The organism is Streptomyces sp. NPDC058664, assembly GCF_042716635.1.
GTDB lineage: Bacteria > Actinomycetota > Actinomycetes > Streptomycetales > Streptomycetaceae > Streptomyces.
This window is the reverse complement of record NZ_JBHXRW010000041.1, coordinates 59,049-75,487: the sequence shown is the minus strand read 5'-3', so window position 1 is coordinate 75,487 and position 16,439 is coordinate 59,049. Positions and strand designations below refer to the sequence as shown.

The 16,439-nt window shown below is 73.4% G+C and carries 10 protein-coding genes and 1 pseudogene; 5 read left to right on the top strand and 6 right to left on the bottom strand.

The window, feature by feature from the left end; all coding sequences use genetic code 11:
* Positions 1 to 88 precede the first annotated feature (88 nt).
* Positions 89 to 238, top strand: a pseudogene (locus ACFWUY_RS28570) (aminoglycoside phosphotransferase family protein); the annotation flags it as partial.
* A gap of 21 nt (positions 239 to 259) precedes the next feature.
* Here ACFWUY_RS28570 and ACFWUY_RS28565 read toward each other — a convergent pair.
* Both ACFWUY_RS28565 and ACFWUY_RS28560 read right to left on the bottom strand, forming a co-directional pair.
* Entirely contained in the window at positions 260 to 1,447 is a 1,188-nt protein-coding gene (locus ACFWUY_RS28565; protein ID WP_384115684.1) for a thiolase family protein, read from the bottom strand.
* A gap of 432 nt (positions 1,448 to 1,879) precedes the next feature.
* The gene (locus ACFWUY_RS28560; protein WP_384115681.1) at positions 1,880 to 2,131 is read right to left on the bottom strand and encodes an EF-hand domain-containing protein; all 252 of its coding nucleotides are present in this window, start codon (positions 2,129 to 2,131) and stop codon (positions 1,880 to 1,882) included.
* Between the two features lie 200 nt (positions 2,132 to 2,331).
* Here ACFWUY_RS28560 and recQ point away from each other — a divergent pair, with 200 nt between their 5' ends.
* Entirely contained in the window at positions 2,332 to 4,383 is a 2,052-nt protein-coding gene (recQ, locus tag ACFWUY_RS28555) for a DNA helicase RecQ (protein ID WP_384115678.1), read from the top strand.
* A gap of 6 nt (positions 4,384 to 4,389) precedes the next feature.
* Here recQ and fdhD read toward each other — a convergent pair whose 3' ends face one another.
* Positions 4,390 to 5,220, bottom strand: coding sequence for a formate dehydrogenase accessory sulfurtransferase FdhD (gene fdhD / locus ACFWUY_RS28550; RefSeq protein WP_384115675.1), 831 nt, complete (start codon positions 5,218 to 5,220; stop codon positions 4,390 to 4,392).
* A gap of 208 nt (positions 5,221 to 5,428) precedes the next feature.
* Here fdhD and ACFWUY_RS28545 point away from each other — a divergent pair, with 208 nt between their 5' ends.
* Positions 5,429 to 6,097 (top strand): 1,4-alpha-glucan branching protein, encoded by a 669-nt coding sequence (locus tag ACFWUY_RS28545; RefSeq protein WP_384115672.1) that lies wholly within the window; start codon positions 5,429 to 5,431, stop codon positions 6,095 to 6,097.
* Between the two features lie 72 nt (positions 6,098 to 6,169).
* Here ACFWUY_RS28545 and ACFWUY_RS28540 read toward each other — a convergent pair whose 3' ends face one another.
* The 3 genes from ACFWUY_RS28540 to ACFWUY_RS28530 form a co-directional block, all read right to left on the bottom strand.
* A complete protein-coding gene (locus tag ACFWUY_RS28540) occupies positions 6,170 to 7,249 on the bottom strand; it encodes a trypsin-like serine peptidase (protein ID WP_384115669.1) in 1,080 nt (359 codons plus the stop codon).
* Positions 7,250 to 7,255: 6 nt separating this feature from the next.
* Entirely contained in the window at positions 7,256 to 12,811 is a 5,556-nt protein-coding gene (locus ACFWUY_RS28535; RefSeq protein ID WP_384115666.1) for a trypsin-like peptidase domain-containing protein, read from the bottom strand.
* Positions 12,812 to 12,987: 176 nt separating this feature from the next.
* Complete coding sequence (locus ACFWUY_RS28530) at positions 12,988 to 13,875, bottom strand: DNA/RNA non-specific endonuclease (RefSeq protein ID WP_384115663.1); 888 nt, start codon at positions 13,873 to 13,875, stop codon at positions 12,988 to 12,990.
* Between the two features lie 116 nt (positions 13,876 to 13,991).
* On the opposite strand from ACFWUY_RS28530, the gene ACFWUY_RS28525 reads away from it, so the two are divergent.
* Both ACFWUY_RS28525 and rox read left to right on the top strand, forming a co-directional pair.
* The gene (locus ACFWUY_RS28525; RefSeq protein ID WP_384115660.1) at positions 13,992 to 14,804 is read left to right on the top strand and encodes a caspase domain-containing protein; all 813 of its coding nucleotides are present in this window, start codon (positions 13,992 to 13,994) and stop codon (positions 14,802 to 14,804) included.
* A 174-nt stretch (positions 14,805 to 14,978) separates the two neighbouring features.
* On the top strand, positions 14,979 to 16,406 hold the full coding sequence (rox, locus tag ACFWUY_RS28520; RefSeq protein WP_384115657.1) for a rifampin monooxygenase: 1,428 nt from the start codon (positions 14,979 to 14,981) through the stop codon (positions 16,404 to 16,406).
* Positions 16,407 to 16,439: the final 33 nt, after the last annotated feature.

Below are 16,439 nucleotides of genomic sequence, written 5' to 3'. Positions count from 1 at the left end.
TTTTAATACCACTCTTGTTTAATTTGTGGTGGGGGCCGCCTTTTTGGCCCGCGGTGTGGCCCCGCTCCCGCCCCCCCCCCCCCCCACGGCGTACGGCCACGCCTTCGAGCCGGCCGAACTGCTCGCGTACACGCTGCTGCACGTGTACAGCAACCTGCCCTGGTACATGCGGGAACTGCCCGTACCCGAGGCGGGAACGCTGTCGTCGCTCGCCGAGGCGTGGTTCGCCACGGAATGACGGCCGCGGTGGCGGGGGCGGTCAGTCCCGGTCGACCAGGACGGCGGTGCCCTGGCCGACGCCGACGCACATGGTGGCGAGACCGCGCCGGTCACCGGTCCTGGCCATCCGGTGGAGGAGGGTCGTGAGGATCCGGGCGCCGGAGCCGCCCAGGGGGTGGCCGAGGGCGATCGCGCCGCCCTGGGGGTTGACCCGCTCGGGGTCGATGCCGAGTTCACGGACGCAGGCGAGCGCCTGGGCGGCGAAGGCCTCGTTGAACTCGGCGGTGTCGATGTCGTCAAGGGCCCGGCCGGTGCGGGCGAGGACCCGGCGTACGGCGGGGACCGGGCCGATGCCCATGACGTCCGGGTGGACGCCGGCGCTGCCACCGGCCGCGTAGCGGCCGAGCGGCTCCAGGCCCAGCTCGTGGAGGACCTCCTCGCTCACCAGGAGCAGCGCGGCCGCTCCGTCGTTCATCGGGGAGGCGTTGCCGGCGGTCACGGTGCCGTCGGGGCGGAAGACCGGCTTGAGGGCGGCCAGCTTCTCCGGCGTGGTGTCGGCCCTGATCGACTCGTCGTGGGCGACGACCGTGCCGTCGGGAAGGGTGACCGGGACGGTCTCGGCGTCGAAGAGACCGTCCTTGCGGGCCGCGGCGGCGAGCCGGTGGCTACGCAGGGCGAAGGCGTCCTGGTCCTCACGGCCGACGCCGTACCGGGCGGCGACCTCCTCGGCCGTCTCTCCCATGGAGAGCACCCCGTGGAGCTCCTTCATCCTCGGGTTGGTCAGCCGCCACCCGAGCTTGGTGTCGGCGATCTCCTGGTGGTGGGGGAGTGCCTGCTCGGCGCGGGGCAGGACGAAGGGTGCGCGGCTCATCGACTCGGAGCCACCCGCGAGGACGACGTCGGCCTCGCCGGAGGCGATGGCGCGGGCGGCGGTGGTGACGGCCTCGAGGCCCGAGGCGCAGAGCCGGTTGAGGGTGGCGCCGGGGACGGAGTCCGGCAGCCCGGCGAGGAGCACCGCCATCCTGGCCACGTTGCGGTTGTCCTCGCCGGCCTGGTTGGCGGCGCCCCAGTAGACGTCGTCGATCCGTGCCGGGTCGAGCGAGGGCACCGTGTCGAGGACGGCGCGCACGGCGGTGGCGGCGAGGTCGTCGGGCCGGACGCCGGAGAGCGCGCCGCGCAGGCGGCCGATGGGGGTGCGCCGGGCGGCGGCGAAGTACACGGGACGCATGGTCACGGCTCCAGGTGCGGTCGGTCATCACACGGGCGTCGCGGGCGTGGGTCTCACAGCCCGTACAAAACTAGCGGCGCAAGTTTTATGGGGACTGTAGCCGTTGGGGTGCGGCCCCGGTCAAGACCTGCCCGGACCCGTGACGGCGCGGACGGCACCGTACCCGCCAGGGCCGTACGAGGTCCCGCCCGGCATCCCGTGTGACCGTTCCAGGTGAGCGGGCGTGTCCGTCGGGACCGTGGCCCGTTGTGAGGGTGCGACCTCGGCCCGACGCGTCTCCTCGGTCATCGCCGCCGGCTTCTCGCGCCTCGGCGTGTCGGCGCAGGCCGCTGCCCCCCGAGATCTCCTGACCGAGCCCCCCGTCCCGACGAGCCGGCGGCGTACGACACGACACGGCACGGCGCCGGCTCCGTCCTGCGCGGCGGCCCGGTGTCACCAGCCGAAGCGGCGGTCGACCAGGGCGGCGAACTCCTCGAACGACAGGACGCGGTCGCCGTTCTGGTCGGCCGCGTCGAACAGGGCGGAGGCGTCGTCGGCGCTCCCCACGGCCCAGACGGGGATCACACCCCGCGCGGCGAGCGTCGGACCCTTGGCCCGCAGGGCGTTGATCACCTCGGTACGCGTCAGGGTGCCGTCGTGGTCGAGATCGAGCGCGTCGAAGAGAGTGCGGGCCTTGTCGCTCATGCCGTGTCCTGTTCCCTGTCGCCTGGGCCGTCGAGCCGGCCGGTGCGTCCCTGGGGGGAAGGACGCCGGTGATGCCCCGCGCGTTGCCTCCAGCGTGTCACCGTTTCGGGCCGTGCGGGCGGACCGGGGCCGCCGGGAGGTTTTCCACAGGTTCCATCGGACGCGGCCGGGGTGTCCGCGGGGGCCGATAGGGTGGGCGAATGGTCCTTTCCGACGATTCCGCCGTGATCTCCGAGGCCGCGGGCGTCCTCCACCGCGTCTTCGGCTACAGCTCCTTCCGAGGGGAGCAGCAGGAGATCATCGAGCAGGTCGTCGGGGGCGGCGACGCCCTCGTGCTGATGCCGACCGGCGGCGGCAAGTCGCTGTGCTACCAGATCCCGGCCCTCGTCAGAGACGGCACCGGCGTCGTGATCTCGCCCCTCATCGCCCTGATGCAGGACCAGGTGGACGCGCTCAGGGCCCTCGGGGTCCGGGCCGGATTCCTGAACTCGACACAGGATCCGTACGAGCGCCAGGCCGTCGAGCAGGCCTTCCTCGCCGACGAGCTCGACCTGCTCTACCTGGCCCCCGAGCGCCTCCGCACCGAAGGCACCCAGCGGCTCCTGGACCGCGGAAAGGTCTCGCTCTTCGCGATCGACGAGGCGCACTGCGTCGCCCAGTGGGGCCACGACTTCCGGCCCGACTACCTCGCGCTGTCCATGCTGCACGAGCGCTGGCCCAAGGTGCCGCGCATCGCGCTGACCGCGACGGCCACCGAGGCCACGCACCGGGAGATCGCGGCACGCCTCGGTCTGGAGGACGCCCGGCACTTCGTCGCCGGCTTCGACCGGCCGAACATCCAGTACCGCATCGTCCCGAAGAACAGCCCGCACAAGCAGCTGCTCGAACTGATCAGGACCGAGCACGAGGGGGACGCCGGAGTCGTCTACTGCCTGTCGCGGTCCTCGGTGGAGAAGACCGCGGCCCTCCTCGTGGAGCACGGCATCGACGCCGTGCCGTACCACGCCGGCATGGACGCCCGCACGCGCGCCGCGAACCAGTCCCGCTTCCTGCGGGAGGACGGGGTCGTCGTGGTGGCGACGATCGCCTTCGGCATGGGCATCGACAAGCCGGACGTGCGCTTCGTGGCCCACCTCGACCTGCCGAAGTCGGTCGAGGGCTACTACCAGGAGACCGGCCGCGCCGGCCGCGACGGGGAGCCGGCCACGGCATGGCTGGCGTACGGCCTCCAGGACGTCGTCCAGCAGCGCAAGCTCATCGACGGCTCCGAGGGCGACGAGCAGCACCGGCGCGCCCTCGGCATGCACCTGGACGCCATGCTCGCGCTCTGCGAGACGGTCGACTGCCGTCGCGTGCGCCTCCTCGCGTACTTCGGCCAGTCCGGCGAGCCCTGCGGCAACTGCGACACCTGCCTGACCCCGGCCGAGTCCTGGGACGGCACGGTCGCGGCGCAGAAGCTGCTGTCCACGGTGTGGCGGCTCGCCAAGGAGCGGCGCCAGAAGTTCGGCGCAGGCCAGATCATCGACATCCTGCAGGGCAAGCGGACCGCCAAGGTCATCCAGTTCGACCACGACGCCCTCTCGGTGTTCGGAGTCGGGGCGGAGCTCGGCACCGCGGAATGGCGCGGGGTCGTCCGTCAGCTCCTCGCGCTGGGGCTCCTCGCGGTGGAGGGCGACTACGGGACGCTCGTGCTCACGGAGGGCAGCGGCGAGGTGCTCGGCGGGCGCCGCACCGTCACCATGCGGAAGGAGAAGGCGCCGGCCGCGCCGCCCCGCAAGGAGTCCGGGGCACGCTCGGGGAAGGGCGCCCGGGTGCCGGTCGACCTGCCTCCGGCCGCCGTACCGGTCTTCGAGGCGCTCCGCGCCTGGCGGGCCGAGACGGCCCGCGAGCAGGGCGTGCCGGCGTACGTCGTCTTCCACGACGCCACGCTGCGGGAGATCGCGACGCGGCTTCCCGGCACGGTCGAGGAGCTCGGCACCATCGGCGGTGTCGGCGAGGCCAAGCTCACCAAGTACGCCGAGGGCGTCCTCGGCGCCCTGGCGGAGACGGGAGCCGCCGCCTCCCCGGCCCCGGATGTTCCCGCCCAGGGCGGTCCGGCCGTCCCCGCCCAGGAGCCCGCCGCCTCCTCCCCGGCGGCTCGCGTCCCGGCCTCCGTGCCTCCCGCTCCGGAGGCCGCCGCACCGTACGACGAGGAACCGCCCTACGACATGGACGAAACGGAGGAGCCGCCGCCCTGGGACGACTGGCGGTAGCCCGGCCTACGCCTGGGCGCGCAGCCGTTCGTCGCCGGTGTACACGTTCATCGACGTACCGCGGAGGAAGCCGACCAGGGTGAGTCCGCTCTCCGCCGCGAGGTCCACGGCGAGGGAGGAAGGGGCGGAGACGGCGGCGAGCAGGGGGACGCCCGCCATGACGGCTTTCTGGACGAGCTCGAAGGAGGCGCGGCCGCTGACCATGAGGACGGTGCCGCGCAGCGGCAGCAGGCCCTCTCGCAGGGCGTGGCCGACGACCTTGTCCACGGCGTTGTGGCGGCCGACGTCCTCGCGCAGGCAGAGCAGTTCGCCTTCGGCGCTGAAGAGCCCGGCGGCGTGCAGGCCGCCGGTGGTGTCGAAGACCCGCTGGGCGGCCCGTAGCGTCTCCGGCAGGGTCGCCAGGAGCTCCGCGCCCATCCGCAGCGGATCCTCGGCGACCGACCAGGCGGCTGTCGTACGGACCGCGTCCAGACTCGCCTTGCCGCACAGGCCGCACGAGGACGTGGTGTAGAAGTTCCGTTCCAGGGAGGCGTCGGGGGCGGCCACGTGCGGAGCGAGGCCGACGTCCACGACGTTGTACGTGTTGCCTCCGTCGGCCGTGGCGCCCGCGCAGTAGCGGATGCCGGCCACGTCCCCCGCGGTGTGCACGACGCCCTCGCTCACCAGGAAGCCGACGGCGAGGTCGAAGTCGTCGCCCGGGGTGCGCATGGTCACGGTCAGCGGCCGGCCGCCGACCCGGATCTCCATCGGCTCCTCGGCGGCCAGCGTGTCCGGACGGTAGGAGGAGTCGCCCTCCCGCACGCGCAGGACGCGCCGCCGTACGGTCACTCGTCCCATGGTCCGCTCCTCTCCTCGGCCGCGCCGCCCCGACGGTCCGCCGTGGTCGTACGGTGCTGCTGTGGTCGTACCCGAGACTCTGCCACGCGGGCCGGGCACCCGAGTACCGGGGCGACCGGAGCGCCGGGCCGCACCGGTACGGGAAGCCCCCGGGCGCGGTCTGTTACGTTGCCGAGGCCCGCACCACGCCAGAAGAGGAAACCGCGCGATGGCCGTCATCCACCCCACCACCCTGCAGCCCACCAAGCTGGAACTGCTCACGGAGTGGCTTCCCACCCGGCAGTGGCACACCGGCGCGGAGGCCCGGCCGGAGAGGGCCGGGGGCTTCCGGCTCGACGACCCGGCCGGCGAGGTCGGCATCGAGATCCTGGTGGTGACCGACGGCGAGGGCGACGGAGCCGTCACCTACCTCGTCCCCATGACGTACCGCTCCGGGCCCGTGCCGGGCGCCGAGAGCGCCCTCATCGGGACCATGGAGCACGGCGTCCTCGGCAAGCGCTGGGTCCACGACGCCGGCCACGACCCGGTGTTCGTCTCCCAGTTGTACGCGCTGCTCACCGGCCGGACGCGGGCCCAGGACCAGAACCGCACCGACACCGTCGACCCCACGGTCACGGTCTCGCCCGTCCCGGCCGGGAGCGCGGCGGCCGACGTGGAGCTCGTACGCGTCACGGAAGGCCCCGACCACACCGATGTGGTGGTACGGGCCCCCGGCACGTCCGCACCGCTGACGCTGCGGGTACGGCGTGTCCTGCGCGCCGGTACGGACACGGCCCCCGAGGGCGCCGGCCACGTCACCGCCGAGTGGCGGCTCCCCGACGGGACTACCGCCCGGGGCGTGCTCGCCTCCGTCCTCACGGACCCCGGGCAGGCGTGACCGTCCGGTCGGGCCCGCCGGGACGGCTCGGGTCCGGACCGCTCGGATCCGGGCGGTCCGGACCCGGACCGCTCAGACCCAGTTGACCTCCGCGGCGGTGAGCAGCGGGTCGTCCACCAGCTCCCAGAGCGGGACGGCGAAGTTCCCCGTGCGGTAGCGGCCGCCGAAGTGGAGGCCGAGGACGCGGTGGTCGGTCAGGTCGAAGACCGGGGAACCGCTGTTCCCGCCGAGCGTCGAGCAGTCGTGCTTCATCACCAGGCCGCCCGGGGTGAACTCGGTCGCCATCCCCGGCTGCAGCCGCTTCACGTTGTAGACGTCCATGAAGATCCGGCGCATCGACTCCGGCTCGTTGCGCCGGCCGTCCCAGGCCGGGTAGCCCACCACGTACACCGGGCGTCCGGGAAGGCTCGCCGGGGCGTCCGCCGCGACGGCGAGCGGGGCCGGCAGACCGCCGTCGGCCGAGGGCTCGACCCGCAGCAGGGCCATGTCGACGTCCTCGTGGATGCCGATGATCTCCGTGACCTCGTACGGGGCGAAGGCCCCGGGAGGTTCGCCGTCGACCGGTAGTTCCTCCGCCGGATCGACCCGCGCCGACATGCCGTACTCGAAGACCCAGGGGGAGCCGTCGCCCTGGAGGCGGCTGAACTCCACCGCCACGTGACGGTTCGTCATCACCGTGCGCGGGCCGACGAGGAAGGCCGTGCCGACCCAGTCGAGGCGCGGGTGCCCGGTGACCTCGACCCGCCCGACGCGCGTCAACGACTCACGGATCGCGGGCCGCTGAGCGTCCAGGGCGACCCATTCGTCACGCTGCGGGGCGAAGTCCTGACGCTGGACCAGGATCGCCGGGCGGCCTTCCAGGAGGACGATCGCCTCCACCCCGAAGGCCTCGTCCCCGTCGAGCTCGTCCTCCCGGTGCGCCGCCAGCTTCTCCAGACCGCTGACGCCGGCCTCCAGGACGCGGGCCCGCTCCTCACGGGCGAAGCGGGAGATCTCGGCCGCCGGTGCCACACCGGCGGGGAGTTCGAACGTGGACTCGGCGATCTCCGCCTCCAGGTCCCCGCGCACCCGCGCGGCGACCTCCCGCAGATCACCGAAGATCTGCTCCGTGGCGGTCGCGACCGGCGACACGCTCCGTGGTCCGTTCGGCATGGTCCCTCACCTCGGCCTTCCGTTCGTCGCGTGCGCGGGGTCCGGCCGCCCCGACTGGGCCGCCATGATCTCCTCGTACACCTCGGGCCGGACATTCCTGAGATGGGCGAGGATGCCGCTCATCTGGGTTCCGACGTTCACGAACCGCGTCCTGGCACCCTGGAACTCGACCTCGTCCACCTTCCGGGTCCCCCGGTGCAGCCCCACCACCGTCCAGTCGTCGAGGCAGACCGGTGAGCCGGAGGAGCCGCCGCGGGTGTCGGTGAAGTACAGGATGTCGTGCTCGTCCGCCCGGTAGACCAGGTTGTTGCGCAGCGCCACCCGCTTCGGCAGACCGCCCGGGTGCTGGATGATGTTGACCGGGACGCGCTGCCGCTCCCGGACGAGCAGCGGCCGGGTGGCGATCCGGAGCGTGGGGCGCCGCTCCTGGCCTGGGGTGAGCCGCACGATGGCGTAGTCGAGCGCCGCGTCCCAGGCGGCGAGCTCCCCGGCCGTCGCCTCCGGCGCCGCCGCCGTGTTCTCGACGAAGTCGAAGCGGGAGCGGGACATGAGTGCCTGGAGCCGCAGGTCCTCGTCGCTGACGTACGGCCGGACGCCGGGGTCGTGCGAACGGGCCACCACCACATGGTGGTTGGTGATCAGCAGGTCGGGGGCGATCATCCAGCCCGTACCGCCGTGGGGGTAGGACGGGAGGAGCGGGGCGCCCGACTCGTACGGGGGGATCCTCAGCAGCGCGACGGACGCGCCGGCCCGGATGCCGCCGTGCAGGAACTCGTACGGCACGGTGTCGTCCTGGAGGACGATCTCCTCCTTCAGCTCCCCGGGCATCAGCTCCGAGGGGAGTTCCGCCTCGCCGGTGATCGCGCGGGCGACGGCGTCGAGGGCGCTCTGGAGGACGGCGCGCGGGCCCGGTTCACGGGTCTTCTCGACCGCGTTGTGCAGCCAGATCTCCAGCGGCACCAGGCCGTCGATCAGCCGCTCGACCTGGTTCATCGCGTTCAGGTCGGCGTGCATCTGCTCCCGGGGGTCGTCCAGCGGTTCCAGCGTGGCCGTGAAGGAGCCGGGAACGCCTTTGAGTAGGGCGGGGCGCAACGCCCGGTCCGCGAGTCCCGCCTCCATGGCGGCGTTGCGGAGGCGGACGAGTTCGGGCTGCGGCAGGAACGGCTCCTTGCGGAGCGCGGCTCCGGCGGCGTTCGGCGGGGGCCGCGTCCACAGGCCGGTACCACCGTGACGGGGGCGCGGGCCCGCCCAGGGGTCCGGCTCCCCGTCGGCCGGCGGGTGACGGCGCGAGGACGCTCCCCGTCCGCTGCCGTGCGGCGGCGGACCCGCGTCCATCGCCGAGGCGACCCCGAGCAGCAGGTCGCCGCTGCCGTCCCGGAGCGTCAGCACCTGCCGGGCGACGTTGTCCAGGGTGCCGCGCCGCCGTGCCTCCCGCAGGTCGCGATCGATCCGGGCGCGGTCCAGCCGGGCCGCCCCCGGGGCCGGGTACGCGTCACCGCCGGCCGACGGGTACGTCTCCCCGCTCGCCGCCGGACGCGTCTCCGCGGCCGCCGCCGTCGGGTACGTCTCCGTGACCGCGGCCGGAGGGTACGTCTCCGGGCCCGTCGTCGTCGAGTACGTTCCCGCGGCCGCCGTCGGATACCTCCCCGCGACCGCCGCAGGCGCGTACGTCTCCTCGGACGCCTCGGACACCGAGGGGTACGTCGTCTCCCCGGCCGCCGACTCCAGGATGCGGGTCAGCGGTTCGCGGAGTCCCGGCTCGTCGGTGAGGGTGGTGTCGATCCAGCGGGCGAGCTCGGTCACCACCGCCTCCTCGTCCGCCGGGAGACCCACCAGTCGCAGGGTGTGCTCCAGGAGCCGCGGGTCCGACCGGCAGGCCGCGGCCGCCGCCGTACGAGCCAGGGACGGCTGTCTCGCCAGGTCGGCGTCGGGCATCCCGCGCAGCGTCCGGGCGAGCCGATCCCGCGCCGGAGCGGCGTCGACGTCCGCGAGCGCCGCGAGACGCGAGCGGGCGACGAGCACGCCCAGGGACTCGTACCGCAGCCCGAGTCCCGCCGCGATCTCCTCCGCCTCCTGGAGGTCCCGGTCCGCGGCCGCGAAGTCGCCCGTGTCCTGCGCGAGGCGCGCGGACAGCTGGAGCAGTTCGAGCTGGGTCTCCGCGCAGCCCGCCTCCTGCGCCCCGTCCACGGCCCGCTCGGCGCTCGCGCGCGCCTCGGCCGTCCGCCCGGAGCGGGCGAGGGTCTCCGCGGACAGCGCGTGCAGCCTGCTGCACGGCGTCCACGGACGCCGCTCCGTGAGGCGCTGCGCGGCGGCGTCCACGTACCCCTGGGTGAGCAGGTCCTCTACCTCGCGCGCGGCGATCCGCTCCCAGTCCTCCTGGTCCGCCTCGGTCATGATCTGGTCGGGGACGTGACCGCCGATCCTGCCGAGGAGGAACGCGGCCGAGCGGTGCGCCATCTCCAGGTGGGTCGGTCCGCCGAGGTAGGCGGCGACGCCGGGTTCCCAGCGTTCCTCCACCGTACGGGGGTTCTCGCCGAGCCGGAGCCGGTGGTAGATCTCCTCGGCACGGTTCCGGGCTCCCTCGCGGACCGCGTAGTAGGCGACGGCGCCGCGGTCCACCGCCCGCATCAGATCGGTCCGCGCGCTGTCCGAGAGACGCAGCATGATGGCCCGCAGATCGGCCCGGTGCCGGATGGCCTCGGGTCCGGCCGACTCCATCAGGTCGACCCGCGAGGTGAGGAGCCCGTAGAGACGGCGGGCCTCGCCGGCGCTCTCCACGCGGAGTCCGGCGGGACCGGCGAGCACCTCCCGGACCAGGTCGGGGGTGATGAAGCGGAGTGCGAGGCCCGCCTGGACGAGGGCCCGGACGTCGTCCTCCGCGATGTGCTTGAGGATGCGGTCGTACAGCGTGCCCTGGATGAGCATCTGGTCGACCTGGCGGTCGAAGTACCGTCGCCGGGAGGGCAGTCCGCGCAGCAGGCCGCCGAGCGCGGGGGAGTCGCCGCCCAGGGCGACGGCCGCCCGCGCCGCCAGTTCGAGGCTCAGCGGATGACCGCCGATCCGGTCCACGAGGTCCTCCGCGAGCGTCTCGTCGCGCACCCCGGACGACATCAGGAGGTCCACGGACGCCTGGTGGTCGAGTTCGGTCAGCTCCATCGTGCGCGGGGTGAGGACCCGGGCCGGATGGTCGGCCGGCGCACGTCCGGAGACGATGAACCGCAGGCGCGAGTAGCCCGCCCGCAGCGCCGTCCAGATGGCCCACATCCGGGCGATGACGGGGGATCCCCGGTACTGGGCCTCCTCGAAGGAGTCGATGACGACGAGGAACGGCGGTGCCGCGGCGCCGGACGCCGGCCGGACCGCCTCGGCGACCAACGAGGCCAGCCGGTGGGCGAGTTCCTGCTCGCGGGCGCTGGCGCGGGCGTGGAAGTCGGACGAGTAGTCGCGGGCGAGGGTGGCCCGGGTGCCCGCCAGCTGGTGGAGGTCGTCGAGTTCGTTGCGTTCGCCGCGCTGGGCCGCCGCCGTCCGCTCGCACTCGTCGGCGAGCGCCTCGAAGGAGGTCCGGAGACCGGGGTGGCGGACGGCGAGCTGGCGGGCCGTCTCGGCGATCACGGTGGCGGGTTCGTGGACGGAGAGCGTGGGGCGGGCGAAGTCGATGTACGCGAAGGGGAATCCGTCGGGACGGGCGGCCAGGGCGTCGACGAGGAACCGGGCGAGCAGGGTGCTCTTGCCGATGCCGCCGATGCCGTGGAGGATCACCGGCGGTTCCGCCGGCTCCTCGGGCAGCGCGAGGTAGGCGTGCAGCGCGTCGAGTTCGGCGGTCCGGCCGTGGAAGGTCCCCCGGACCAGCCGGCGCATCGGCTGGAGCAGCCGGGCCTCCTCGAGCTGGTGCTGCACCTCGTCGACGGAGGGCAGACCGGTCACGCCCGGTACGCGGCTCAGCCAGAGCACGGCCTGAAGGGTGTCGGACAGCTCCTCGACGTCGTCACCCGCCGTCGGCGGCGACACCGGGGACACCGCGGCACGGGCGGGGGTGAGGGGGAGACCGGCGCCGGAGAGCAGGGCCAGGGCCGTGCGCTCCGGTCCGGGGCCCTCGGGGCGCAGCCCGATGTTGGCCCGCAGGGCGCGCAGCGCGGCCCCGGGCCCCGCGAGACCCGCGAGTGTCGCGTCGCGGATCTCCGGCTGGAGCGTCCAGACCGGGGCCCCGGGCGAGGGGAGGGCCACGCAGTCGTCGACGAGCTCCAGGACGGCCCGCCCGGTGGACCGCTCCTCACCGGGCAGCCGGAGCCGCGCGGGGTCGAACTCCACGAGCAGGCAGGCGGCCTCGCGGTAGGAGCGGCGCGGGTCGGGCAGCGCGGCGGCGGGGGCGGAGAGGGGTGCGCGCAGGGCGTCGCGCAGCAGCCGGGCCGCCTCGCCGGACGCCGCCGGTACCGGGGGGAGGGACCGGTGGAGCCGTACGACGTCCTCCACGGCCGTGCACAGACGCCGCATGTAACTGTCGCCGTCCGACGGCGTACTGACGGTCCGCAGCACCTCGGTCACCGCCGTCTCCGTCAGCTCGTGGACGGTCCCCTCCTGCCCGGGGTCGACGGCGTCGGTGAAGAACTCCCGGAAGAAGTCCCGGACATCGTCCTCGTCCGCGAGGCGCGTGGTGTCCCTGCACTCGTTCTTGCGGATCTCGTACGGGAGCTGGCGCATCGTCGTGGCATAGCCGAGGAGGACCAGGCGGGGCACGGTCTCGGTCCGTATCGGGGTGTGCTCGTAGATCGCCCGCGCCAGGACACCGATGGCGTCCCACACGTCCGACTGCGGGTCGAGCCGGTCGCAGTCGTCGAGGACCAGCCAGAAGCGGTCCTCGGCGGCGGTCGCACGGGCGACGATCCGGTGGGCCGCGTCCTCGAAGGACGGCAGTGGATCGTTCAACCGTGTGGGATTCAACGGAAACCCGTCGGCCTCCGGCCCCGTGAGGAACGCCGAGAGCCGCTCCATCAGCCGCGCCGCCGTCGAGGTGCGGGACAGGGTCACCCGTACCGGGCGGAAGTCGCGGTGCTGGCCCAGATGGCGGATCAGCTCGTACGTGTAGGAGCGGCCGCTGTCCGGGGGGCCGTCGACGACCAGCACCGTCTGCTCCGGGTCGGCGAGGAAGCCCCGGAGCTTCTCGCGCAGCTCGGAGCGGTCGAGGAACACCTCGGTGCCGTGCTTCAGGAGCATGCTGTCGAACGGGTCCCGCGGCGAGCGCCGCAGCCGCTCGTCCTCCCGCAGCCGGGTGAGCAGGTTCCGGGCCTCCGCGCCCTGTCCGAAGGCGTGCGGCTCGTCGATGGCGGCCAGCGCGTCGAGGCCGGCCAGGACGGCGAGCAGACGACGCTGGTGGGCGATGTCCCGGCGGGCGGCCGCGACCACGAGCAGGGCGTTCCGGTCGGCGTCCGGGGTGAGGGGCAGATCGTCGACGAAGTCGGCGGGGAGCCCGGCGCGCAGCAGACGGCTTCGTGGCTCGGGGGTGTCGAGGAGGTGGTCCCGCACCCAGCCGGTGACGAGCCCCCATTCGGTCTCGGTGAGCGGCATACCGCACCTGCCCGGCGCTCTTCGCGCAGCGCCGGTCGCTCCGGCGCCGGGATGTGACAGGTCAGACGTGACAGGTCAGACGTGACGGATCGGACGTGAGGACCGATCCCTCTCATCGTTCCACCGGCCCCGAAGGGCCGCAATCGCGGCCGGAGGAAGGCGGGCGGGCTTCGCGGTCAGGGGTGCAGCACCATGTCCTCGTACGACTCCAGGCGCCGCCAGCGCTCCTCCGGCCCCCGCGTCGGGAGCATCACGTCCACGTCGGGCAGCGGCCCGAACTCCAGCTCGGTGATCTCCGCGACGTCCGAGACGGGCACCTGGTACGTACGGAAAGGGCCCAGGGGCGGCGGCGCGCCGGCCGTCGCACCGGCGAGCGCCCGTTCCGCCTCCCGGCCGAGGTCGGGGCTCTGGTCGAGGACGTACGCGGCGGCGGCGAGGACCCCGTCCTGGAGGAACGCGACCACCTTCCAGAAGCGCATCGGCACCCGGATCCCCCGGTACGGCGGATCGGAGTCGTGCAGGACCGGCCCCGTGAGGACCACCAGCCGCCGGTCGAACGTGGCGGCATGGTCGAGGAGATGGTTCTCCAGGCCCTGCCAGAGCTTCTTGCCCTGGTTGAAGACGTCCGCCTGCGGTGCGGCGTTGGTGAAGTGGAACGTGTCCCTGTCGGCGCGGACCGCCACGACCAGGGGCCCCCAGACCGGGTCGAGCCGGCGCACCAGATGGCCGCGGTCGAGGCTGTTGTCCCGGTAGATCTCGTCGCCCGCCTGCGACTCCTCGGGCAGCCGGGGGTCGAACTCCCAGACGTCGTCCCGGGGTACGTCCTCCCGGAGCTCCCGCCCCTCGACGCACACCGCCGTCGAGGCCGCGAGGCGGCGGTCGGGCCGGAAGACCACGGTGAAGTGGGTGTACGGCAGGATCACCGTCTCGACCGCCTCCCGCGCCGGGAGCGGCAGCGGGACGACCGGGCCGAGGAAGCCCTCGTCGTAGCCGGCGCGGCCGGCGAGCAGGTCACGGGGGGCGCCGGCCGCGCCAGGAGGGGGCGGGAGATCCGATGGGTTCATACGATGTAAGTACCGCGCGGAGGGGGTCGTGCTCGGCGCCGGGCCGCAGGCCACTCGATCAGACGCCCCGGTGTTCCCTCCGCTCCCTCCTCCGCTTCCCCGCCAGGAGGCATCCCATGGCCACCGGACTCGCCCTGCACATCGGACTCAACCGGGTCGACCCCGCCCGCTACGAGGGCTGGGACGGCACCCTGGTCGCCTGCGAGAACGACGCCCACGACATGGCGCGGCTCGCCCGCGCCGCCGGATTCGAGAGCACCGTCCTGCTGACCCCCGACGGCACCGCCGCCCGGCTGACCGCCGAGCTCGACGAGGCCGCCGCCCGGCTCGACACCGGCGACATCCTGCTCCTCACCTACTCGGGCCACGGCGGCCAGGTACCCGACGCCACCGGCTCCGACGCCGAGCCCGACGCGCTCGACGAGACCCTGGTGCTCTACGACCGCCAGTTCCTCGACGACGAGGTCCGGCGGGCCTTCCGGGCCTTCGCCGACGACGTACGGATCGTCGCCCTCTTCGACTGCTGCCACAGCGGCACCGGCATCGAGGTCCCCGGCGGCCGCGCCGCGACCCACGCCACCGCCCGCTACCTGCCCGAGCCGCAGCAGAGGCGGCTCTACGACCGCGACCGGGAGTTCTTCGCGGAGCTGCGCCGATCACTGGCGAAGGACGCGCCGGGCGACGGCGCGGGCCCCGACGCGCTCCTCGTGTCGGCCTGCCAGGACAACCAGGTCGCGCTCGACGGGGACGTCAACGGAGCGTTCACCGGGGCGCTGCTCCGGGTGTGGGACGGCGGAGCCTTCCGGGGCGGCTACCGGGAGTTCCACCGGGCGATCCAGCGTCGGCTGCCCCCGACCCAGAGCCCGAACCTCCACCTGACCGGCACCCCGGCGCCCGACTTCCTGAACCAGCGCCCGTTCACGATCTGAGGCGCGGCGGTACAGGAAAACAAGAAAGGCAAGGAGAGTCGACCGCTCCTTGCCACTCTCAAGGTATAGCGCACAGGGGGCCTTGCCGCAAGGCCCCCCTCGTGCCGCAGAATCTCCGCTCGTAGCCAGTGACTCTGGCGGTTCTTGAAAGCAGTTCTCGAACGGGGCGTATGGATGTTTGACGTGATCGTGGTCGGCGGCGGACCGACCGGCCTGATGCTCGCGGCCGAGCTGAGGCTGCACGACGTGCGCGTGGTCGTGCTGGAGAAGAGGGACGAGCCGACCGCCGAGTCCCGCGGGCAGGGCCTGCACGCGCGCAGCGTGGAGATGATGGACCAGCGCGGCATGCTCGACCGGTTCCTCGCGGTCAGCGAGAAGTTCCAGGTCGGTGGCCTCTTCGGCGGCATCATGAAGCCCTGGCCGGAGAGCCTGGACACCGCCCACCCGTACGGCGTCGCCGCGCCGCAGCCGGTCACCGAGCGGCTGCTGAACGAGCGGGCCGTGGAACTCGGCACCGAGATCCGGCGCGGCTGCGAAGTGGTCGGGCTGAGCCAGGACGAGGACGGGGTGACCGTCGAGCTCGCGGACGGCACGGAGCTGCGCTCGCGCCATGTCGTCGGGTGCGACGGCGGCCGCAGCGCGGTGCGCAAGCTGATCGGCGTCGACTTCCCCGGCGAGCCCGCCACGGTCGAGACGCTGCTCGGCGACATGGAGGTGACGGAGGACCCGGCGACGATCGCCGCCGTCGTCGATGAAGTCCGCAGGACCCAGCTGCGGTTCGGCGTGAGCTCCGGGGAGAACGGGGTGTTCCGGATCGTCGTGCCCGCCGACGGGGTGGCGGAGGACCGTGCGACCGCGCCGACCCTCGACGAGTTCAAGACGCAGCTGCGGGCCTTCGCCGGCACCGACTTCGGCGTGCACTCACCGCGCTGGCTCTCCCGGTTCGGCGACGCCACCCGGCAGGCCGAGCGCTACCGCGTCGGCCGGGTGTTCCTGGCCGGTGACGCGGCGCACATCCACCCGCCGACCGGCGGCCAGGGACTGAACCTCGGCATCCAGGACGCGTTCAACCTCGGCTGGAAGCTGGCGGCGGAGGTGAACGGCTGGGCGCCGGAGCACCTGCTCGACACCTACCACACCGAACGGCACCCGGCGGGCGCCCGCGTGGTGGACAACACCCGCGCGCAGATGACGCTGCTCGGGACCGATCCGGGCGCGACGGCGCTGCGCGCCCTGTTCTCGAAGCTGATGGACTTCGAGGAGGTCAACCGGTACATGACGGCGATGATCACCGCCGTCGACGTCCGCTACGACCTGGGCGAGGGGCACGAACTGCTCGGCCTGCGGATGCGGGACGTGGAGCTGAAGCAGGGGCGGCTGTACGAGCTGATGCGCGGCGGCCGGGCACTGCTGCTCGACCGGACCGGCCGGCTCTCGGTGGAGGGCTGGGCGGACCGGGTCGACCACGTCGTCGACGCCGGCGGGGAACCGGACGTGCCCGCGGTCCTGCTGCGACCGGACGGCCACGTCGTCTGGGTCGGCGACGATCAGCAGGAGCTGCTCGGCCGACTCGCCGAGTGGTTCGGCGCCGCCACCGACTGAGCACGGCGCGGCGGCTCGTACGGGACGCGCACG

Coding starts and splice junctions, on each gene's coding strand:
- ACFWUY_RS28565 (WP_384115684.1), bottom strand. CDS start 1,447: ATGCGTCCCGTGTACTTCGCCGCCGCCCGGCGCACCCCCATCGGCCGC.
- ACFWUY_RS28560 (WP_384115681.1), bottom strand. CDS start 2,131: ATGAGCGACAAGGCCCGCACTCTCTTCGACGCGCTCGATCTCGACCAC.
- recQ (WP_384115678.1), top strand. CDS start 2,332: ATGGTCCTTTCCGACGATTCCGCCGTGATCTCCGAGGCCGCGGGCGTC.
- fdhD (WP_384115675.1), bottom strand. CDS start 5,220: ATGGGACGAGTGACCGTACGGCGGCGCGTCCTGCGCGTGCGGGAGGGC.
- ACFWUY_RS28545 (WP_384115672.1), top strand. CDS start 5,429: ATGGCCGTCATCCACCCCACCACCCTGCAGCCCACCAAGCTGGAACTG.
- ACFWUY_RS28540 (WP_384115669.1), bottom strand. CDS start 7,249: ATGCCGAACGGACCACGGAGCGTGTCGCCGGTCGCGACCGCCACGGAG.
- ACFWUY_RS28535 (WP_384115666.1), bottom strand. CDS start 12,811: ATGCCGCTCACCGAGACCGAATGGGGGCTCGTCACCGGCTGGGTGCGG.
- ACFWUY_RS28530 (WP_384115663.1), bottom strand. CDS start 13,875: ATGAACCCATCGGATCTCCCGCCCCCTCCTGGCGCGGCCGGCGCCCCC.
- ACFWUY_RS28525 (WP_384115660.1), top strand. CDS start 13,992: ATGGCCACCGGACTCGCCCTGCACATCGGACTCAACCGGGTCGACCCC.
- rox (WP_384115657.1), top strand. CDS start 14,979: ATGTTTGACGTGATCGTGGTCGGCGGCGGACCGACCGGCCTGATGCTC.